This window comes from Pseudomonas fulva (assembly GCF_023517795.1).
Classification (GTDB): Bacteria; Pseudomonadota; Gammaproteobacteria; order Pseudomonadales; family Pseudomonadaceae; genus Aquipseudomonas; species Aquipseudomonas fulva_D.
The window spans coordinates 712964-729433 of record NZ_CP082928.1; the positions used below are offsets into that span (position 1 = coordinate 712964).

Below are 16470 nucleotides of genomic sequence, written 5' to 3' on the forward strand. Positions count from 1 at the left end.
GACCTATGATCCGTTATCTGTTCATCGCCGCTCTTGCCTTCGCAGGTGGCTATGCGTGTGGCGCCGCTGATGGTTTCACCTATGCCATGCGCGTTCTACCGCTGTCGGCGCAGCTTTATGCGCAGTGAGGTACCTGGAATGATAGAGAGATCGTATTCAGCAGATGGGCGTGACTATCGCTTCTGAGCTCTACTCATACCCTTCTTCATCGCGTCCTCGGCTGCCCCCGTGCAAACCGCTACACCAAGCCCTACCGAGAGACATTGATAGTGTTTTTCATTCACTCCAGAGCTGGCGAGGCAGTTCTGCATGCTGAGTTCTGCACTGCCTTTCTCCAGTTTGCTAAGCACCTTGGCGTTCTCGGCTTCGGATATCTGCTTGGCTTTCAATAAAGCGACAGACAGCCCCTTGAGATCCTCGACCTCTTCGGTAGCCCAGCGGATTGCGCTGGTACACATCTGCCGTTTCGAAGGCTTGGTTTCTTTCGATGAGGAGTTTGGTGTTGCGTAGGGGGTTTGCGGCGCGACAGCCGTACCGTCTCCGATATACCCATGATTGATCTTCACAGGCTCGACGGGCTGGGCAACGGGTGGCTGGCTACTGAAGTGTTTCTGCCCCTTCTCGTCTACCCAGGTATAGACCTGCGCATGGGCCAAGGTGACGAAAAGCATGAGTGACAACGGAAGCATCCTGCGACCGGGCATTTTTCAGTTCCTTTGAGGTGCGATCTTGCACCCTGCCAATCTAATACTCGGCAGTTTGCCTGCCAACAGATTTGCGCACCGCAGCTGCCAATTGCTTCACAGATCGCTATCAACCGGTCGCAGGTTTCGACACTTTGCATGCCGCAGATAGCAAAAGCCCCCGAAACTCTAGGAATTTCAGGGGCTTATGCTTGAGATATGGCGGGAAGATAGGGATTTGAACCCTAGGTACCATCGCTGATACAACGGATTTCGAATCCGTCCCGTTCGGCCACTCCGGCATCTTCCCAGGCGGCGCGCATGATATCAGCAGAATTCGCTTTGGCGAAGCCCATCGCGTAATTTTTTTCGCGTGCTATCAAATGCTTGGCTCATTTGCCGGTAACGGCTGCGTGGCAACTGGCTGGTTGGCGTGCCCGATGCCGCGCGCCAGAGCCCGTGGTATCGGGGCTGTGGCCCGGAGTCTATCGGCATCGGGAAGCGCTGGCCGAGCCTGCTGCCATCCGCTCGGCGGATAGTGCCTTGCTGGCCGGGCAGAATACTGTACATTTGAACAGTATTTTTCTTGCCCCTATCTGCCATGTCTTCCGTCGTCGCTATCGATCATCTGCTCAATGAGCGCCGTATCTGGCGTGGCCAGGGCATTGTCGCGCCCAGCGGCCACCAGCCCACGGGCAACGCGGCGCTGGATGCTTCGTTGCCAGGCGGTGGCTGGCCGGAAGCAGCGTTGAGCGAGCTGCTCGTCGAGGCGCCAGGTATCGGTGAGCTGCGCGTGGTGCTGGCGACATTGGCGCGCTTGAGCGCTGCCGGGGAGCGGGTGGTGTTGGTCGCGCCGCCCTACGTGCCCTACCCCGGCGCCTGGTCGGCAGCGGGGGTAGAGATGAAGCAGTTGGCGCTGATCCAGGCGAGCGCGCGGGATGCCTTGTGGGCGGCCGAGCAGTGCCTGCGTTCGGGCTGTTGCGGGGCGGTGGTGCTGTGGCCGCAACGGGCCGATGACCGTGCCCTGCGCCGCCTGCAGATTGCCGCCGAAACCGGGCAGACCCTGGCCTTCGCCTACCGCCCACTGCATGAGGCGCGCAACCCTTCGCCGGCGGCCTTGCGTCTGACCATCCAGGCTCGGCCCGCCCAGGTGCGGGTGCTCAAGTGCCGAGGTGGGCAACCACCGGCGCGCACGTTTGATTTGAGCGGCTGGGGCTTTTGATATGCGCTGGGCGTGCATCCTGCTGCCGCAACTGGCCATGGACGGCGTGTTGCGTGGCCGTGAAGAGGCCGAAGCGCCGCTGGTGCTGCTGAGCGGCACACCGCAGCGGCGCATGTTGCAGGCGGTCAACCCGGCCGCGCGGGCGCTCGGCCTGCGCCCGGGGCTGACGCTGACGGCGGCGCAATCCTTGAACTGCGCATTCGCCAGCGCCGAGTACGACCCCGCCGACATCGAGCGCTGGCGCAGCTTCCTGGCGGCCTGGGCCTACGGTTTCAGCTCCCAGGTGAGCCTGCACTATCCGCGCTGCCTGCTGCTGGAGGTGCAATCGAGCCTGTCCCTGTTCGGCCCCTGGCCGCGCTTCGAGGCGCGCTTGCGTGAGGAGCTGACGGCACTGGGCTTTCGCCATCGCATCACCCTGGCGCACCACCCGGCTGCGGCGCGCATGCTCGCCAACCTGCACGACGGCCTGGCGATCACCGACGAGCAGGCATTGCGCGAGCGGCTGGCGGCCATGCCGCTGGATCGCATCGGCCTGTCCGAGGAGCTGGTCACCACGTTGGCGCGCATGGGCCTGCGCCAGGTGCGTCAGTTGCAGGCGCTGCCCCGCGACAGCCTGGCGCGGCGCTTCCCGCCCGAGTTGCTGGCCGGCCTGGATACCCTGATGGGCCTGCGCCCGCTGGCACTCGACTACTACCGCCCGCCGGATGTGTTCGACAGTCGGCTGGAGCTGCACTTCGAGGTGGAGTCGACCCAGGCCCTGCTGTTTCCGCTGCGCCGCCTGATCGCCGACCTAGCCGCCTACCTGGCGGGCCGGGACTGCGGCGTGCAGCGTTTCGTGCTGCACCTGGAACACCGTGACGGTGACGACAGCCTCTTGCCCGTCGGCCTGCTCAGTGCCGAGCGGGAGGCGGCGATGCTGCTGGAGTTCACCCGCGGCCGCCTGGAGCAGCTGCAACTGCCGTCACCGGTATTGGCACTGCGCCTGGTGGCCCGCGACCTGCCCACCTTCGTGCCGCAGCACCAGGCCTTGTTCGAGGACCGGCCGCAGCAAACCCTGGGCTGGGAGCAGCTGCGTGAGCGCCTGCGTGCGCGCCTGGGTGACGACGCCGTGCAAGGCCTGGCCGCCCATGCCGATCACCGCCCGGAGAAGGCCTGGCGCACGGAGACGAGCCGCATTGCGTTGCCCGGCCCGAGCGGCGCGCGGCCCAGCTGGCTGCTGCCGGAGCCACAGGTGCTGCGCGAGCCGCTGCATATTCTCAGCGGCCCGGAGCGCATCGAATCCGGCTGGTGGGATGGCGAGGACGTGCGCCGCGACTACTACCTGATCGAGACCCGCAGCGGCCAGCGCGGCTGGGCCTTTCGCAGCGTCGGCGAAGACGGCCCGTTGCGGCTGCACGGCTGGTTCGCATGAGCCTGCCCGACTACGCCGAGCTGCACTGCCTGTCGAACTTCAGTTTCCAGCGCGGTGCCTCCAGCGCCGCCGAGCTGGTCGAGCGCGCCAAGCTGCTCGGCTATCGCGCCCTGGCGATCACCGATGAATGCACCCTGGCCGGTATCGTGCGGGCCTGGCAGGCCGCCAAGGAGCATGGTGTGAAGCTGATCGTCGGCAGCGAGCTGAGGCTGCAGAACGGCGCCCGGCTGGTCCTGCTGGTCGAGAACCTCGCCGGTTACCAGCGTTTGTGTGCGCTGATAACCCGCGCCCGGCGGCGCGCGGAAAAGGGCCGCTACATCCTGCTCGACGAGGATCTGCCCGTGGAGCCGGACGGGTTGCTGGCCATCTGGCTGCCGGCACCAGACGACAACGCCATGGCTGGTGCCTGGCTGCGTGAGCGCTTTGCCGAACGCCTGTGGCTGGGGGTGGAGCTGCACCGCAGCGGCAACGATGCGGCGTTGCTGCAGCATGGCCTGGGCCTGGCCCGGCAACTGGGCATCCCTGCCGTGGCCTGTGGCGACGTGCATATGCACGCGCGTGGCCGCCGCGCCCTGCAGGACTGCATGACCGCCATCCGCCACCACCTGCCCGTGGCCGAAGCCGGCGCCCATCTGTTCGCCAATGGCGAGCGGCACCTGCGCCGCCGTGAGGAACTGGCCGAGCTGTATCCGCCCGAGCTACTCGCCGAAACCCTGCATATCGCCGAGCGTTGCCGGTTCGATCTCGATGAGCTCCAGTACCAGTATCCCCACGAGCTGGTGCCGGCCGGGCATACCCCCAGCTCCTGGCTGCGCCAGCTGGTCGAGGACGGCATTCGCTGGCGTTGGCCTGACGGCATTACCGAGCCAGTACGCAAGCAGATAGACAAAGAGCTCTCGCTGATCGGCGAGCTGCAGTACGAAAGCTATTTCCTCACCGTACACGATATCGTGCGCTTCGCCCGCGAGCAGTCGATTCTCTGCCAGGGGCGTGGCTCGGCGGCCAACTCGTCGGTGTGCTTCGCCCTGGGCATCACCGAACTGAACCCGATGGCCAAGGGCAGCCGCCTGCTGTTCGAGCGTTTCCTGTCCCGCGAGCGCAACGAGCCACCGGACATTGACGTGGATTTCGAGCACGACCGCCGCGAGGAAGTCATCCAGTACGTGTTCCGCCGTTATGGCCGCGAGCGCGCGGCGCTGACCGCGGTGGTCAGCACCTACCATGGTGCTGGGGCGATTCGCGACGTGGCCAAGGCCCTGGGTTTGCCGCCCGATCAGATCAACGCCCTGGCCAGTTGCTGCGGCCGCTGGAGCGACCGCATCCCCGATGCCGAACGCCTGCGCGAGGCCGGTTTCGACCCGCAGAGCAAGGTGCTGCACCGGGTGCTGGTGCTGGCTGGCGAGCTGATCGGCTTTCCCCGTCACCTCTCCCAGCACCCTGGCGGTTTCGTGATTTCCGAGACGCCCCTCGACACCCTAGTGCCGGTGGAAAACGCCAGCATGGCCGAGCGCACGGTGATCCAGTGGGACAAGGACGATCTCGACGCCGTCGGCCTGCTCAAGGTCGATGTGCTGGCCCTCGGCATGCTCAGCGCCCTGCGCCGCTGCTTCGACCTGCTGGCCGCCTACCGCGGCAAACGCTGGACGCTGGCCAGCCTGCCGGCCGAGGATCAGGCCACCTACGAGATGATCAGCCGCGCCGATACCCTGGGGGTGTTCCAGATCGAATCCCGCGCGCAGATGGCCATGCTGCCACGCCTGCGACCGAAGACCTTCTATGACCTGGTGATTCAGGTCGCCATCGTGCGGCCGGGGCCGATCCAGGGCGATATGGTGCATCCCTACCTGCGCCGCCGCACCGGCGAAGAAGAAGTCACCTACCCCTCCGAGGAATTGCAGCCGGTGTTCGAGCGCACCCTGGGCGTGCCGCTGTTTCAGGAACAGGTGATGGAGCTGGCGATCATCGCCGCCGATTACTCACCCGGCGAAGCGGACGAACTGCGCCGCGCCATGGCCGCCTGGAAGCGCCATGGCGGCCTGGAGCCGCACCGTGAGCGGCTGACCAAGCGCATGCTCGAGAAGGACTACCCGATCGAATACATCAACCGCATCTTCGAGCAGATCAAGGGCTTCGGCAGCTACGGCTTTCCCGAGTCCCACGCCTCCAGCTTCGCCCTGCTCACCTACGCCAGTTGCTGGCTCAAGTGCCACGAGCCGGCGGCCTTCGCCTGCGCGCTGATCAACAGTTGGCCGATGGGTTTCTACAATCCCGACCAGGTATTGCAGGACGCCCGCCGCCACGGCCTGCGCATCCACCCGGTGGACGTGCGCCACAGCGCCTGGGAATGCACCCTGGAAGATATCGGCAAGCCGCAGCCAGCGATTCGCCTGGGGCTGTGCCTGGTGAAAGGCTTTCGTGAAGACGCGGCGCTGCGTATTGTCTCGGCCCGCGAGCAGGCGGCATTCGGCGATATCGCCGACCTCTGCCAGCGCGCCCGCCTCGATAACAACGCCCGCACACGCCTGGCCGACGCCGGCGCCCTGCAGGCCCTGGTTGGCCATCGCCACCAGGCGCGCTGGGCCATCGCCGGGGTGGAGCCGCAGCTGCCACTGTTCGCCAGCCTGCCCGCCCAACAGGAAACCGCCATCAGCCTGCCGCGCCCCAGCGTCGGCGAGAACCTGCTGACCGACTACGCGACCCTGGGCACCACCCTCGGCCCGCACCCGCTGGCGTTGCTGCGCGGCAAACTCAGGGCCGCGCGCTGCCGCAGCCGTCGCGAACTGGAGCGTGTGGAGCCCGGCAGGATGGTCAGCGTGGCCGGCCTGGTGATCGGCCGCCAGCGCCCACAGACCGCCAGTGGCGTGACCTTCGTCACCCTGGAGGACGAGTTCGGCATGATCAACGTACTGGTGCGCCTGGAACTGGCCGAGCGCCAGCGCAAGACGCTGCTGCAATCGCGGCTGTTGCGCATCGACGGGCATCTGGAGGCCGCCAATGGCGTGCAGCACGTGATCGCCGGGCGGCTGGTCGACCTGACCGACTGGCTGGTGGGACTGGATGTGCGCAGTCGGGATTTTCATTGAGGCGGGATGCAGCATTGTGGTTACGCTGCGGGGGGCTGCCACGCCGGCATTGGGGTTGGTCCGGCCTTTTGTGGGAGGGCGCCATGCGCCCGATTTTGTGGGAACAGGCGGAGATGCCCGGTACATGCCCGAGAGCTGTCGCGCGCATGGACTAGGCGTCCCCGCGCGCTCCCACACAGGTCAGTAGTACTGCCGCATTACCGTCGCTTACAGCGCCCGGCGCATACCGATATGCGGAATATCGTCTTCCAGGTATTCATCGGTAGCCGCCACGAACCCGTAGCGGCCGTAATACCCCTGCAGGTGCGCCTGGGCGGACATATAGACGGGCAGGCCCGGCCAGCGCAGCCCACAGGCCAGCAGTGCCTGCTCCATCATGCTGTGGCCAAGCCCGGTGCCCCGCGCGCTGGGCGCGGTGACCACGCGGCCGATCACCACCTCACCATCATTGAGCGCCGGGTCGAGCAGGCGTAGGTAGGCCACCAGCTCCTCGCCGTGCCAGCCCAGCAGGTGGCAGGTGTCGCCCTCCAGGTCACGGCCATCGACTTCCAGGTAGGGGCAGTTCTGCTCGACCACGAATACCTGGGTACGCAGCGCCAGGGCGGCGTACAGCTCGGTCTTGGTCAGTTCGGTGTGGTGTTTGCAGTGCCAGGTGACGGACATGGTCGGCTCGCGGCTGGAGGGTTCAGGGGGCAGCCGGTGACTCTACCCGCTTCGCCCCCTTTCGTCATGGACGCAACCGCTCTATTTCCCGATCACCTGCCCACGCAAGGGCGCCAGGCGCGCCAGCAGGCGGTTCTGCACGGGCGTCGGCACGCCCTGGCTGTCCATCGAGGCCTGCAGGTTCTCGACCAGGGCGTTGAAGTGGCTGGGCGACAGGTTCTGGCCCTTGTGGCTTTCCTCGAGGGAGTCGCCGGTGTACACGCAGGGCCCGCCGGCGATCACGCAGAACTTGTCGACCAGCTTGTCACGCAGCCCGGCGATATCCACCCTGGCAAAGAACTGCACGATGCGCGGGTCGCCTGCCACGTTGATCAGCATGCCCTCGACGATGCGGGTGATGCCGGGCTTTTCGCCCAGGTCGCGGTACAGGCTGTCGTCCTTGGCCGGCTGCTGCGCGCAACCGATCAGTACCAGCGCCAGCAGCGCAACGCACAGTGAACGCAGCATGCTCAGAAACTCCCCTGCACGGACAGGTAGGCACCGTTCTGGTCATCCAGGGTGGCGATCTCGCCAAGGCGCGCGTAGGCCAGCACGATGGCCAGGTGCTTGTTGGGGAAGTAGCCGACGAACAGGTCGGCCCAGTCGCTTTCGCCGGCGAAGTTGAGGTTGTCCGGTTTTTCCCGGTACTCGACGCCCACTGCCCACTGGCGGTTGAGCAGCACGGCCACCGAGCCCTCCTTGAGCACCGAACGGCGGTCACGGCGATCGCCACCGAAGCCCAGCAGGCCCAGCTCGTTGGCGCGGCTGTAGCGTACGCCGCCGTTGAGCAGCAGGTTGTAGCCGAAGGCCCCGCCAAGGATCAGCCGGCTGGCGGTCAGGTAGCCTTCGGTGTCCTCGTCGCGCTGGGCGCCGACCAGGCTGGGGATCAGGAAGTCCTTCTGGCGCTTGTGCTGGATGCCCAGCGACACCTGGGGCAACTGGTCGTAGATCAGGTCGCCGAACAGGCGCACCTTGATACCGAAGATATCCTGGCTGAGGCTGTTTTCCGGCAGGCTCAGGTCACGGGCCAGGTTGCCCAGGTCGAGGCGCTGGCGCGCGTAGGACAGCTCGATGCGGTTGTCATAGGCTGCCGCCACGCCGGCCACGTCCAGGCGGTAGTCAGCGGTTTCCACCCGCGTGGCGAACACGTCGGCGCCCCACTCGCCCTTCTCGCCATAGCCGGCCAGCACGGCCCAGGGCGTGATGCCGCCACCGGCAGCGCCTTCCAGGCTGCTGGCCCCGCCGGTGGCCAGCAAGCGGCCTTCGCCGGCCAGGGCGGCCGAGGTGAACATGCCCAACAGCAGGGCGCCGGTCAGTTGCGATAGCCACATGGTCAATGCACCAGGGAAACGGGAGAAATTGACGGCCGCTGCATCCAGGCCTCGAACGCCTGCGCCGCCAGGGGTCGGCTGATCAGGTAGCCCTGCACGCTGTCGCACTGCCAGCGGTCGAGCAGGTCCAGGCTGCGCTGCAGCTCGACGCCCTCGGCCACCACCTTGAGGCCCAGGCTATGGCTCATCTCGATGGTCGAGCGCACGATCACCGCGTCCTCGCTGGTGTCGTCCAGCTCACGGATAAAGGACTGGTCGATCTTCAATTCCTGCACCGGCATGCGCTTGAGCTGCGCCAGTGAAGAATAGCCGGTGCCGAAGTCGTCCACCGACAGGCCGATTCCTTTTTCACGCAGCCCGTGCAGCACCTGCAAGGCCGCCGCCGGGTTGAGCATCACACCGCTCTCGGTGATTTCGAAGATCAGTTGGGCGGCCGGAACCTGGTAATGGGCCAGCAGCCGACCGACGCGGGTAGGCAGTTCGGTATCGATCAGGTCTTCGGTGGAGATGTTCAGCGACAGCTGCACCACCCGCCCGCGCTGACGCCATTCCTGCAGCTGGCGCACGCCCTCCTCGATCACCCAGGCAGTCAGGGTCTGGATGCTGCCGGTACGCTCGGCCAGCGGGATGAACTCGCCTGGCGACACCATGCCGAACTGCGGATGCTGCCAGCGCAGCAGGCCCTCGGCCTGGATGCGCGCCGGGTTGCGCACGTCCAGCTTGGGTTGGTAGTGCAACAGCAGTTCCTCGCGCTGCGCAGCGCGGCGCAAGTCGCGGATCAGCTGCACCTGACGCTGCTGAACGGCGTCGCGGCCGCTTTCGTAAACCTGGATGCGCCCGGCCAGATGGCCGGCGTCCTGCATGGCGATGCCGGCGCGGCGCAGCAGTTCTTCCGGCGTCACGCCATCACTGGGAAAGCCGGCGATGCCGATGCGGCAATCCAGGGCGACGTCCACGTTATCGATACGAAACGGCTTCATGGACAGCTGCTGCACCCGGTCGGCCGTGGCCACCGCGCTGTCGACGTCGGCGCCATCGAGCAGCAGCACGAACTCGTCGCCGTGCAGCCGCGCCAGGCTGTCGGAGGGGCGCAACGCCGCCTGCAGGCGGGTGGCCAGTTGCTGCATGACGCGGTCGCCACCGCCCGCCTCGCAACTTTCGGTAACCGTGCGAAAGTTGCCGATGCCCAGGTACAGCAAGGCGATATGCCGCTCGGCCATGATCGCACTGCTCAGGCGTTCGAGCGCCAGGTTGCGATTGGGCAGGCCGGTCAGGGAGTCGTGCAGGGCGTTATGGGCCAGTTGCCGCTCACGCTCGGCGATGCCGTGCTGCATGCTCTGGAAGGCACTGGCCAAACTGCCGAGTTCATCGGAGCGGTCGAGGGCCAGCGGCACCTCGTAGTCGCCCTGGCCAACCCGCTGCGCCGCACCGGCCAGCTGGCGGATTGGCTGCGACAGGCTGCGCGCCAGCAGCAGCGCACCGAGCAGGGACGCCACCAGGGCGGCCACGGCGATCAGCAGGATCTGCCTGTTGAGGGCAGCCACCGAGCCACGGGCCTGTTCGAGCGAGCGCTGCAACAGCGCCTGCACGCGAAAGCCGTCACCGCTGGCGAGTACCAGGCGTTGCACCAGAAAGGGTTCATCGCCATGCATGACCTCGCCGCTGTCACCGTCGAAGGTGATCATCGGCATGTCCTGCAGGGTGCTTATGCGCACGTCCGGCTGGCCTTCCATGCTGCCAGTGAGGGTCAGCTCCAGGTGGGTGAGCTGATTCAGCTCGCGGGCGAACCCTTCATCGATGGCGAACCCCGTCACCAGCCGCGCGATCGGCACCGGGGCATTGACGGTGGCCTGCACCAGCAGATAGATGCGGCCATCGACCGGCATGAGCAGGCTCTGCCCATGCCGACTCAATTGCCCGTTGATCTGCTCGGCCCGTGACACGGACAGCGGCGCCAGTGTGCTGGCGGTCAATTTGCCATCCATGTCGAACATCATCACCACGCCGGCATTGATCCGCGCGCCATGATTGAACAGCGCCGAGCGGATGGTCGCCTCGTCGCCGCTGGCCACCGCTTCGCGGAAGCCGAAATCGGCGGTCAGCACCTGTACCGCGTCGCGCAGCTGCCGGGCGTGGACGTCGAGCAGTTGCCCGAACACGCCGGTCCCCACCTCCAGCTGCTCGCGCGCCTGGGTGCGGATCGACGCAGTGGTGGCCGCCTGCACGGCGAAATACAGCGCGCCGATCACCACCAGCAACAGCAGGATCAGCACACTGGCGATACGCGCCTGGAAGCTAGTGCGAACCATGTTCCACGGCTTTCTTGAAGGCATCGCCAAAGGCGCTGGGTGGCGCGCCCGGTGGCTCGGCCTCACTGGCGGCTTCGACCGGCAGGGCGAAGCGCTGCGCCGCGGTGCCCTCGACCTTGAACGCCTCGCCCTGACGCGGCTGCATGTCGGGCAGCGCCGAGTGCCATAGGGTGGCGCGGTAGTCGCCAGCCGGCAGGTTGTCGAAGCGGACCTTGCCCTGGGCGTCGCTGACGGCGAACCAGGGATCATCGGTGACGTAGATGTAGCCCACCATCCAGTCGTGGATATTGCAGCCCAGCACCACCAGGCCGGGCTTGTCGAACAGCACCGGTTCGCTGGGCGTGCCCTGGTACAGACGCAACTCGAAGCGTTTGGCCGGCGAGAACGAATAGACCTGGTGACGAATGTCGTCGCGATTGGGAAAGGTCACTGCGGTGCCGGTGCGCACGGCCAGCACGCTGGGCACGAAACGCATCTCCTGCTGGTCCATCACCGCCTTGCCCGGCGCGGCGGCGCCGCCCGCCGGGCCCTGCAACGTCACCACGGCATTGGCCAGCGGCGCGCCCTTGGCGTCCACCACGTCACCCTGCAGGCTGGCGGCCTCGACGAGGCCCAGCGCGCCGATCAGGTACAGGGGTGCAGCGAGAAAGAGAGGTTTGGTCATAGGCGCTCGTCAAGGGCTGCTCAGCCCTGCCGTGAGGCCACACGGGCCTCTACGCTGATCAGGGAGGTCTGCGGAGAAGATTAGCCGCCCTCTGGGATAAGTTCGAGCTTTTATGAAGGCCGATAAAGTCAAAAAGCCACTATCGGACGAAAAGCCTTCGAAACCGCGCCGCGAGCGCTACTCGCTGCCGCGCAGGCGCTTTGGCGTGAGCCCCAGATAGCGGCGCATGGCGGTGGTCAGTGCGCTCTGGCTGGAGAAGCCGCACTCCTCGGCGATACGCACCAGTGGCAGCCCGCTGCCCCGCAACAGCCGGGTGGCGCGATCGAGGCGCGCCTTGAGCAGGTACTGGTGCGGCGTAAGGCCGACGCTGTCCTTGAACTGGGCGTGGAAATGGCTCGGGCTCAGGCAGGCGACATGGGCCAGCTCGGCCACGCTGATGCGCCGTGCCAGGTTGTCGGCGATGTAACCGTCCAGACGTTGCACGTCCAGCGAGCCATGGCCACGAACGGACGGCTCGCCGAACAGCCGCAGGTGCAGGGCGCGCAGCAGCACGCCGCCCAGCGAACGGGCCAGCAACGGGTCGCTGCCGTAGCGCTCCAGCTCGGCGCCGGCGTAGCAGAGCAGGTGCTGGAAGTCGGCATCGAGCTGCGGGTAGCGCGGGGTGTCGAACAGGTGGCCGAGCAGTTGCAGGTCTTCGCTGCTCATGTCCTGCTCGTTGAGGTCGACGATCAGCATGCGGTTGTCGCCGATACCGGCGAACTGGTGGTCGGCATCGCCCGGCACCAGGCAGGCGCGCATGCGGCACACCTCGCCGCCACGCCCCACCACCTCGAACTCGGCACGCCCGGACACCGACATCACCAGTTGATGGTGGTCATGGGTATGTTCGTGGGCCTGATCGTCCAGGCGCATGAGGCGGGCGTTGAGCATGATTCGCGACTCAAGGGGCGACGCGCGCACTCTACCGCGTTGCCGGGCAAAACTGTATGGGTGGCGACAGGAGGCCTGGCGACGCCGAAAGCGCAGTGCCGGCAGGGCTGACAAGCGAAACGCCTGACACAGGAATAAATGTTGAAAAAAGCCGACGGCGCCCCATCTAACCCTCAACGTCAATAGACAGGTGCCGCATGAACGACCCGCACGATATCGAGATCGCTTCGGAGCAAGCCAGCCACAGCCTGATGCTCCCCGGCCAGAACCTGCCGGACAAACTCTATGTAATTCCGATCCACAATCGCCCCTTCTTTCCGGCGCAGGTGCTGCCGGTGATCGTCAACGAGGAGCACTGGGCGGAAACCCTGGAGCTGGTCAGCAAGACCGAGCACAAGACCCTGGCCCTGTTCTATGTCGACAAGCCGGTTACCGATCCCCGTCACTTCGACACCTCCAGCCTGCCCGAGCACGGCACCGTGGTGCGCGTGCACCATGTCAGCAACGACGACGGCAAGCTGCAGTTCGTCGCCCAGGGCCTGACCCGGGTGCGCATCCGCGGCTGGCTCAAGCATCACCGCCCGCCCTACCTGGCCGAGGTCGACTACCCGCGCAACGCCAACGATGCACGTGACGAGGTCAAGGCCTACGGCATGGCGCTGATCAACGTGATCCGCGAGCTGCTGCCGCTCAACCCGCTGTACAACGAGGAGCTGAAGAACTACCTCAACCGCTTCAGCCCCAACGACCCGTCGCCGCTCACCGACTTCGCCGCGGCCCTGACCACGGCGCAATCGAAGGTGCTGCAGGAAGTGCTCGACACCGTGCCGATTCTCAAGCGCATGGAGAAGGTGCTGCCGCTGCTGCGCAAGGAAGTCGAGGTCGCGCGCCTGCAGAACGAACTCTCCGACGAGGTGAACCGCTCGGTGGGCGAGCACCAGCGCGAGTTCTTCCTCAAGGAACAGCTGAAGATCATCCAGCAGGAGCTGGGCATCACCAAGGATGATCGCAGCGCCGACGCCGAGCAGTTCAGCGGGCGCCTGGAGGGCAAGACCCTGCCCGAACAGGCACGCAAGCGCATCGACGAGGAGATGAACAAGCTCTCCGTACTGGAGACCGGCTCGCCGGAATACGCGGTCACCCGCAACTACCTGGACTGGGCCACCAGCGTGCCCTGGGGCGTGGTCGGCAAGGACAAGCTGGACCTCAAACATGCCCGCAAGGTGCTCGACGATCACCATGCCGGCATGGACGACATCAAGCAGCGCATCACCGAGTTCCTCGCCGTCGGCGCCTTCAAGGGCGAGATCGCCGGCTCCATCGTGTTGCTGGTCGGCCCGCCGGGCGTGGGCAAGACCAGCATCGGCAAGTCCATCGCCGAATCCCTGGGCCGGCCGTTCTACCGGTTCTCGGTGGGCGGCATGCGTGACGAGGCCGAGATCAAGGGCCACCGCCGTACCTACATCGGCGCCCTGCCCGGCAAGCTGGTGCAGGCGCTCAAGGAGGTCGAGGTGATGAACCCGGTGATCATGCTCGACGAGATCGACAAGATGGGCAGCAGCTTCCAGGGCGACCCGGCCTCGGCGCTGCTGGAAACCCTCGACCCGGAGCAGAACGTCGAATTCCTCGACCACTACCTGGACCTGCGCCTGGACCTCTCCAAGGTGCTGTTCGTGTGCACCGCCAATACCCTGGACTCGATTCCCGGGCCGCTGCTCGACCGCATGGAGGTGATTCGCCTGTCCGGCTATATCACCGAGGAAAAACTGGCCATCGCCAAGCGCCACCTGTGGCCCAAGCAACTGGACAAGGCCGGCGTGTCGGCCAGGCAACTGTCGATCAGCGACAGCGCCCTGCGCGCCCTGATCGAGGGCTATGCCCGCGAAGCCGGCGTGCGTCAGCTGGAGAAGCAGCTCGGCAAGCTGGTGCGCAAGGCGGTGGTCAAGCTGCTCGACGACCCACAGACCAAGGTCAAGATCGCCGCCAAGGACCTGGAAGGCTACCTGGGCATGCCGGTGTTTCGCAGCGAGCAGGTGCTGTCCGGCGTCGGCGTGATCACCGGCCTGGCCTGGACCAGCATGGGCGGCGCCACGCTGCCGATCGAGGCCACCCGTATCCACACCCTCAACCGCGGCTTCAAACTCACCGGCCAGCTCGGTGAGGTGATGAAGGAATCCGCGGAGATCGCCTACAGCTACGTCAGCTCCAACCTGAAGACCTACAAGGGCGACCCGACCTTCTTCGACCAGGCCTTCGTGCACATGCACGTGCCCGAGGGCGCCACGCCCAAGGACGGGCCGAGCGCCGGCATCACCATCGCCAGCGCCCTGCTCTCCCTGGCCCGTAACCAGGCCCCGAAGAAAGGCGTGGCGATGACCGGCGAGCTGACCCTGACCGGCCAGGTGCTGGCCATCGGTGGCGTACGCGAGAAGGTCATCGCCGCGCGCCGGCAGAAGATCCACGAGCTGATCCTGCCCGAGGCCAACCGCGGCTCCTACCAGGAGCTGCCGGACTACCTCAAGCAGGGCATCACCGTGCACTTCGCCAAACGCTTCAGCGATGTCGCCAAGGTGCTGTTCGACTGATCGTCCCACTGACCGGCTGCCAGGCCTGGCAGCCGGTCAGCTCTCCGCTGCCGCTCTGCTGGCAAATCGATAGATCGAAACCCGAATGCTGCTGTCAGAACCTGACCCGGCTGCCGTGAGGCTCGCCTGTGCAGGTCGATCCGTGCCGGGGCGATGGTCGATATAAGGAGAACGGGGATGCCCCGCACCGACAAGGAACACTTCATCGGGCTCGAGTGGCTGCGCTTCATACTCGGCCTGTACATCGTGGTCTTCCACACCCTGCACAACTACCCCGAACAGCAGTTGCCGATCATCAAGCAGCTCAGCGGCGCGGGCTTCTTCGCCACCAGTACCTTCTTCGTGCTTTCCGGCTTTCTGCTCGCCCACGTCTATTGCCAGCGCGGTCAACTGCGCGAGCCGGCGGTGAGCTTCTGGAGCAAACGCTTCGCCAACCTCTACCCACTGCATATCTTCTCGCTGCTGCTGACCATCTCGGTGATCTTCGTCATCAGCAGCCTGGGCATTCCGCCGGACGACACCAAGGCCAGCGTGCGCTTCGTGGTGTACGACACCAACGAGGACATGACCGATATCTCCCGCGCCACGCTCGAGCATTTCATGAGCAACGGCGAGCTGGCCTTCAACAGCGTGCTGCAACTGCTGATGCTGCAGGCCTGGAACCCCTTCTACCTGACCTTCAACGCGCCGCTGTGGTCGATCTCCACGCTGTTCTTCTTCTACCTCACCTTTCCCTTCGTGGCGCCGCGCCTGGCGCGCCTGAAGCACAAGGTGCTGTGGCTGGGCATCATCACCCTGATCTATCTGATTCCGCCGGTGCTGGTGATTCTCAACGGTGACTACGGCATGCCGTTCACCGGCATCCTGCACCGCAACCCGCTGGTGCGCCTGCCCGAGTTTCTCGCCGGCATTCTCGCCTACGGGCTGTTCCGCGACCTGCAGGACGCCGGCCGGACCCCGGGCGCGGGCGGCGTCGGGCTGATGATCGCCACGGTACTGGCCTGTTTCCTCGGCACCGCCTGGCTGATCGAAGGGCCGCAGTTCTGGTACTACCTGCTGCACAACGGCCTGCTGCTGCCGGCGCAGATCATGCTGATCTACGTCTGTGCGCTGGCAGCCTCGCCAGGCAGCGAAGCGGTGCAACGCTGGTCACAGCGCCTGGGCGCCGCCTCGCTGCCGCTGTTCGTGCTGCACGTGCCGGCCTTCACCCTGTTCTCCCGTTCGGAAAAGCTGTTGGGCGTGGCCTCCAGCGACTGCTTCGCCAGCTGGGCGCAGTGCGCGGTGCGGGCGGGCGAGCAGGAGCTGTCGATCGTCTTCTACCCACTTTTTCTGCTGCTGACGGTGATCCTCTGCGTGTGGGCCCAGGAGAACGCCGTGGTGCCGACCCGCAAGCGGCTGCTCAAGTGGCTGCCGGTGCGGCGTAGCACAAGCTGAGCCAAAGGAAAGGAAATTCCCAGGAATCATCTGCAACGACGACGGTCGGAAGGAAGTGTTCGGCCGACCGTGCCGCTGTTTCTTACTGTTTTCTGGAGGGATCCGTGATCCTCAAA

General features: G+C 65.8%; 13 protein-coding genes and 1 tRNA gene. 6 read left to right on the forward strand and 8 right to left on the reverse strand.

Annotated features, from left to right (window positions below):
• The first annotated feature begins 5 nt into the window (after positions 1-5).
• A complete protein-coding gene (locus K8U54_RS25170) occupies positions 6-128 on the forward strand; it encodes a hypothetical protein (protein ID WP_283939397.1) in 123 nt (40 codons plus the stop codon).
• Positions 129-173: 45 nt separating this feature from the next.
• On the opposite strand, the gene K8U54_RS03210 is transcribed toward K8U54_RS25170, so the two are convergent.
• Positions 174-704: a DUF4124 domain-containing protein gene (locus tag K8U54_RS03210; RefSeq protein ID WP_249908847.1), complete on the reverse strand. Its 531-nt coding sequence runs from the start codon at positions 702-704 to the stop codon at positions 174-176.
• Positions 705-903: 199 nt separating this feature from the next.
• Positions 904-993 (reverse strand) — tRNA-Ser (locus tag K8U54_RS03215).
• 291 nt (positions 994-1284) lie between these two features.
• Here K8U54_RS03215 and imuA point away from each other — a divergent pair.
• From imuA to K8U54_RS03230, 3 genes are read left to right on the forward strand one after another with little or no spacing between them, the layout of a single operon-like run.
• A complete protein-coding gene (gene imuA, locus K8U54_RS03220; RefSeq protein WP_249908848.1) occupies positions 1285-1905 on the forward strand; it encodes a translesion DNA synthesis-associated protein ImuA in 621 nt (206 codons plus the stop codon).
• 1 nt (position 1906) lies between these two features.
• Positions 1907-3316: a Y-family DNA polymerase gene (locus tag K8U54_RS03225; RefSeq protein WP_249908849.1), complete on the forward strand. Its 1410-nt coding sequence runs from the start codon at positions 1907-1909 to the stop codon at positions 3314-3316.
• Positions 3313-6399: an error-prone DNA polymerase gene (locus K8U54_RS03230; protein ID WP_249908850.1), complete on the forward strand. Its 3087-nt coding sequence runs from the start codon at positions 3313-3315 to the stop codon at positions 6397-6399. The genes K8U54_RS03225 and K8U54_RS03230 overlap by 4 nt, the downstream gene beginning before the upstream one ends.
• 207 nt (positions 6400-6606) lie before the next feature.
• Here K8U54_RS03230 and K8U54_RS03235 read toward each other — a convergent pair whose 3' ends face one another.
• The 6 genes from K8U54_RS03235 to K8U54_RS03260 form a co-directional block, all read right to left on the reverse strand.
• Complete coding sequence (locus K8U54_RS03235) at positions 6607-7062, reverse strand: GNAT family N-acetyltransferase (RefSeq protein ID WP_249908851.1); 456 nt, start codon at positions 7060-7062, stop codon at positions 6607-6609.
• Between the two features lie 81 nt (positions 7063-7143).
• The gene (locus K8U54_RS03240) at positions 7144-7569 is read right to left on the reverse strand and encodes a group I truncated hemoglobin (protein ID WP_434059982.1); all 426 of its coding nucleotides are present in this window, start codon (positions 7567-7569) and stop codon (positions 7144-7146) included.
• Positions 7570-7571: 2 nt separating this feature from the next.
• A complete protein-coding gene (locus K8U54_RS03245) occupies positions 7572-8438 on the reverse strand; it encodes a DUF3034 family protein (RefSeq protein WP_434059983.1) in 867 nt (288 codons plus the stop codon).
• Positions 8435-10741 carry a putative bifunctional diguanylate cyclase/phosphodiesterase gene (locus K8U54_RS03250; protein WP_249908852.1) on the reverse strand — a complete coding sequence of 769 codons (2307 nt, stop codon included), beginning with the start codon at positions 10739-10741 and terminating at the stop codon, positions 8435-8437. Before K8U54_RS03250 ends, K8U54_RS03245 begins: the two co-directional genes overlap by 4 nt.
• Positions 10728-11405 (reverse strand): methylamine utilization protein, encoded by a 678-nt coding sequence (locus K8U54_RS03255; protein WP_249908853.1) that lies wholly within the window; start codon positions 11403-11405, stop codon positions 10728-10730. Before K8U54_RS03255 ends, K8U54_RS03250 begins: the two co-directional genes overlap by 14 nt.
• Positions 11406-11582: 177 nt before the next feature.
• Positions 11583-12335, reverse strand: a complete 753-nt coding sequence (locus K8U54_RS03260; protein WP_070886636.1) for an AraC family transcriptional regulator — start codon at positions 12333-12335, stop codon at positions 11583-11585.
• A 197-nt stretch (positions 12336-12532) separates the two neighbouring features.
• On the opposite strand from K8U54_RS03260, the gene lon reads away from it, so the two are divergent.
• Both lon and K8U54_RS03270 read left to right on the forward strand, forming a co-directional pair.
• Positions 12533-14920 carry an endopeptidase La gene (lon, locus tag K8U54_RS03265; RefSeq protein ID WP_249908854.1) on the forward strand — a complete coding sequence of 796 codons (2388 nt, stop codon included), beginning with the start codon at positions 12533-12535 and terminating at the stop codon, positions 14918-14920.
• A 177-nt stretch (positions 14921-15097) separates the two neighbouring features.
• Complete coding sequence (locus K8U54_RS03270; RefSeq protein ID WP_249908855.1) at positions 15098-16354, forward strand: acyltransferase family protein; 1257 nt, start codon at positions 15098-15100, stop codon at positions 16352-16354.
• Positions 16355-16470: the final 116 nt, after the last annotated feature.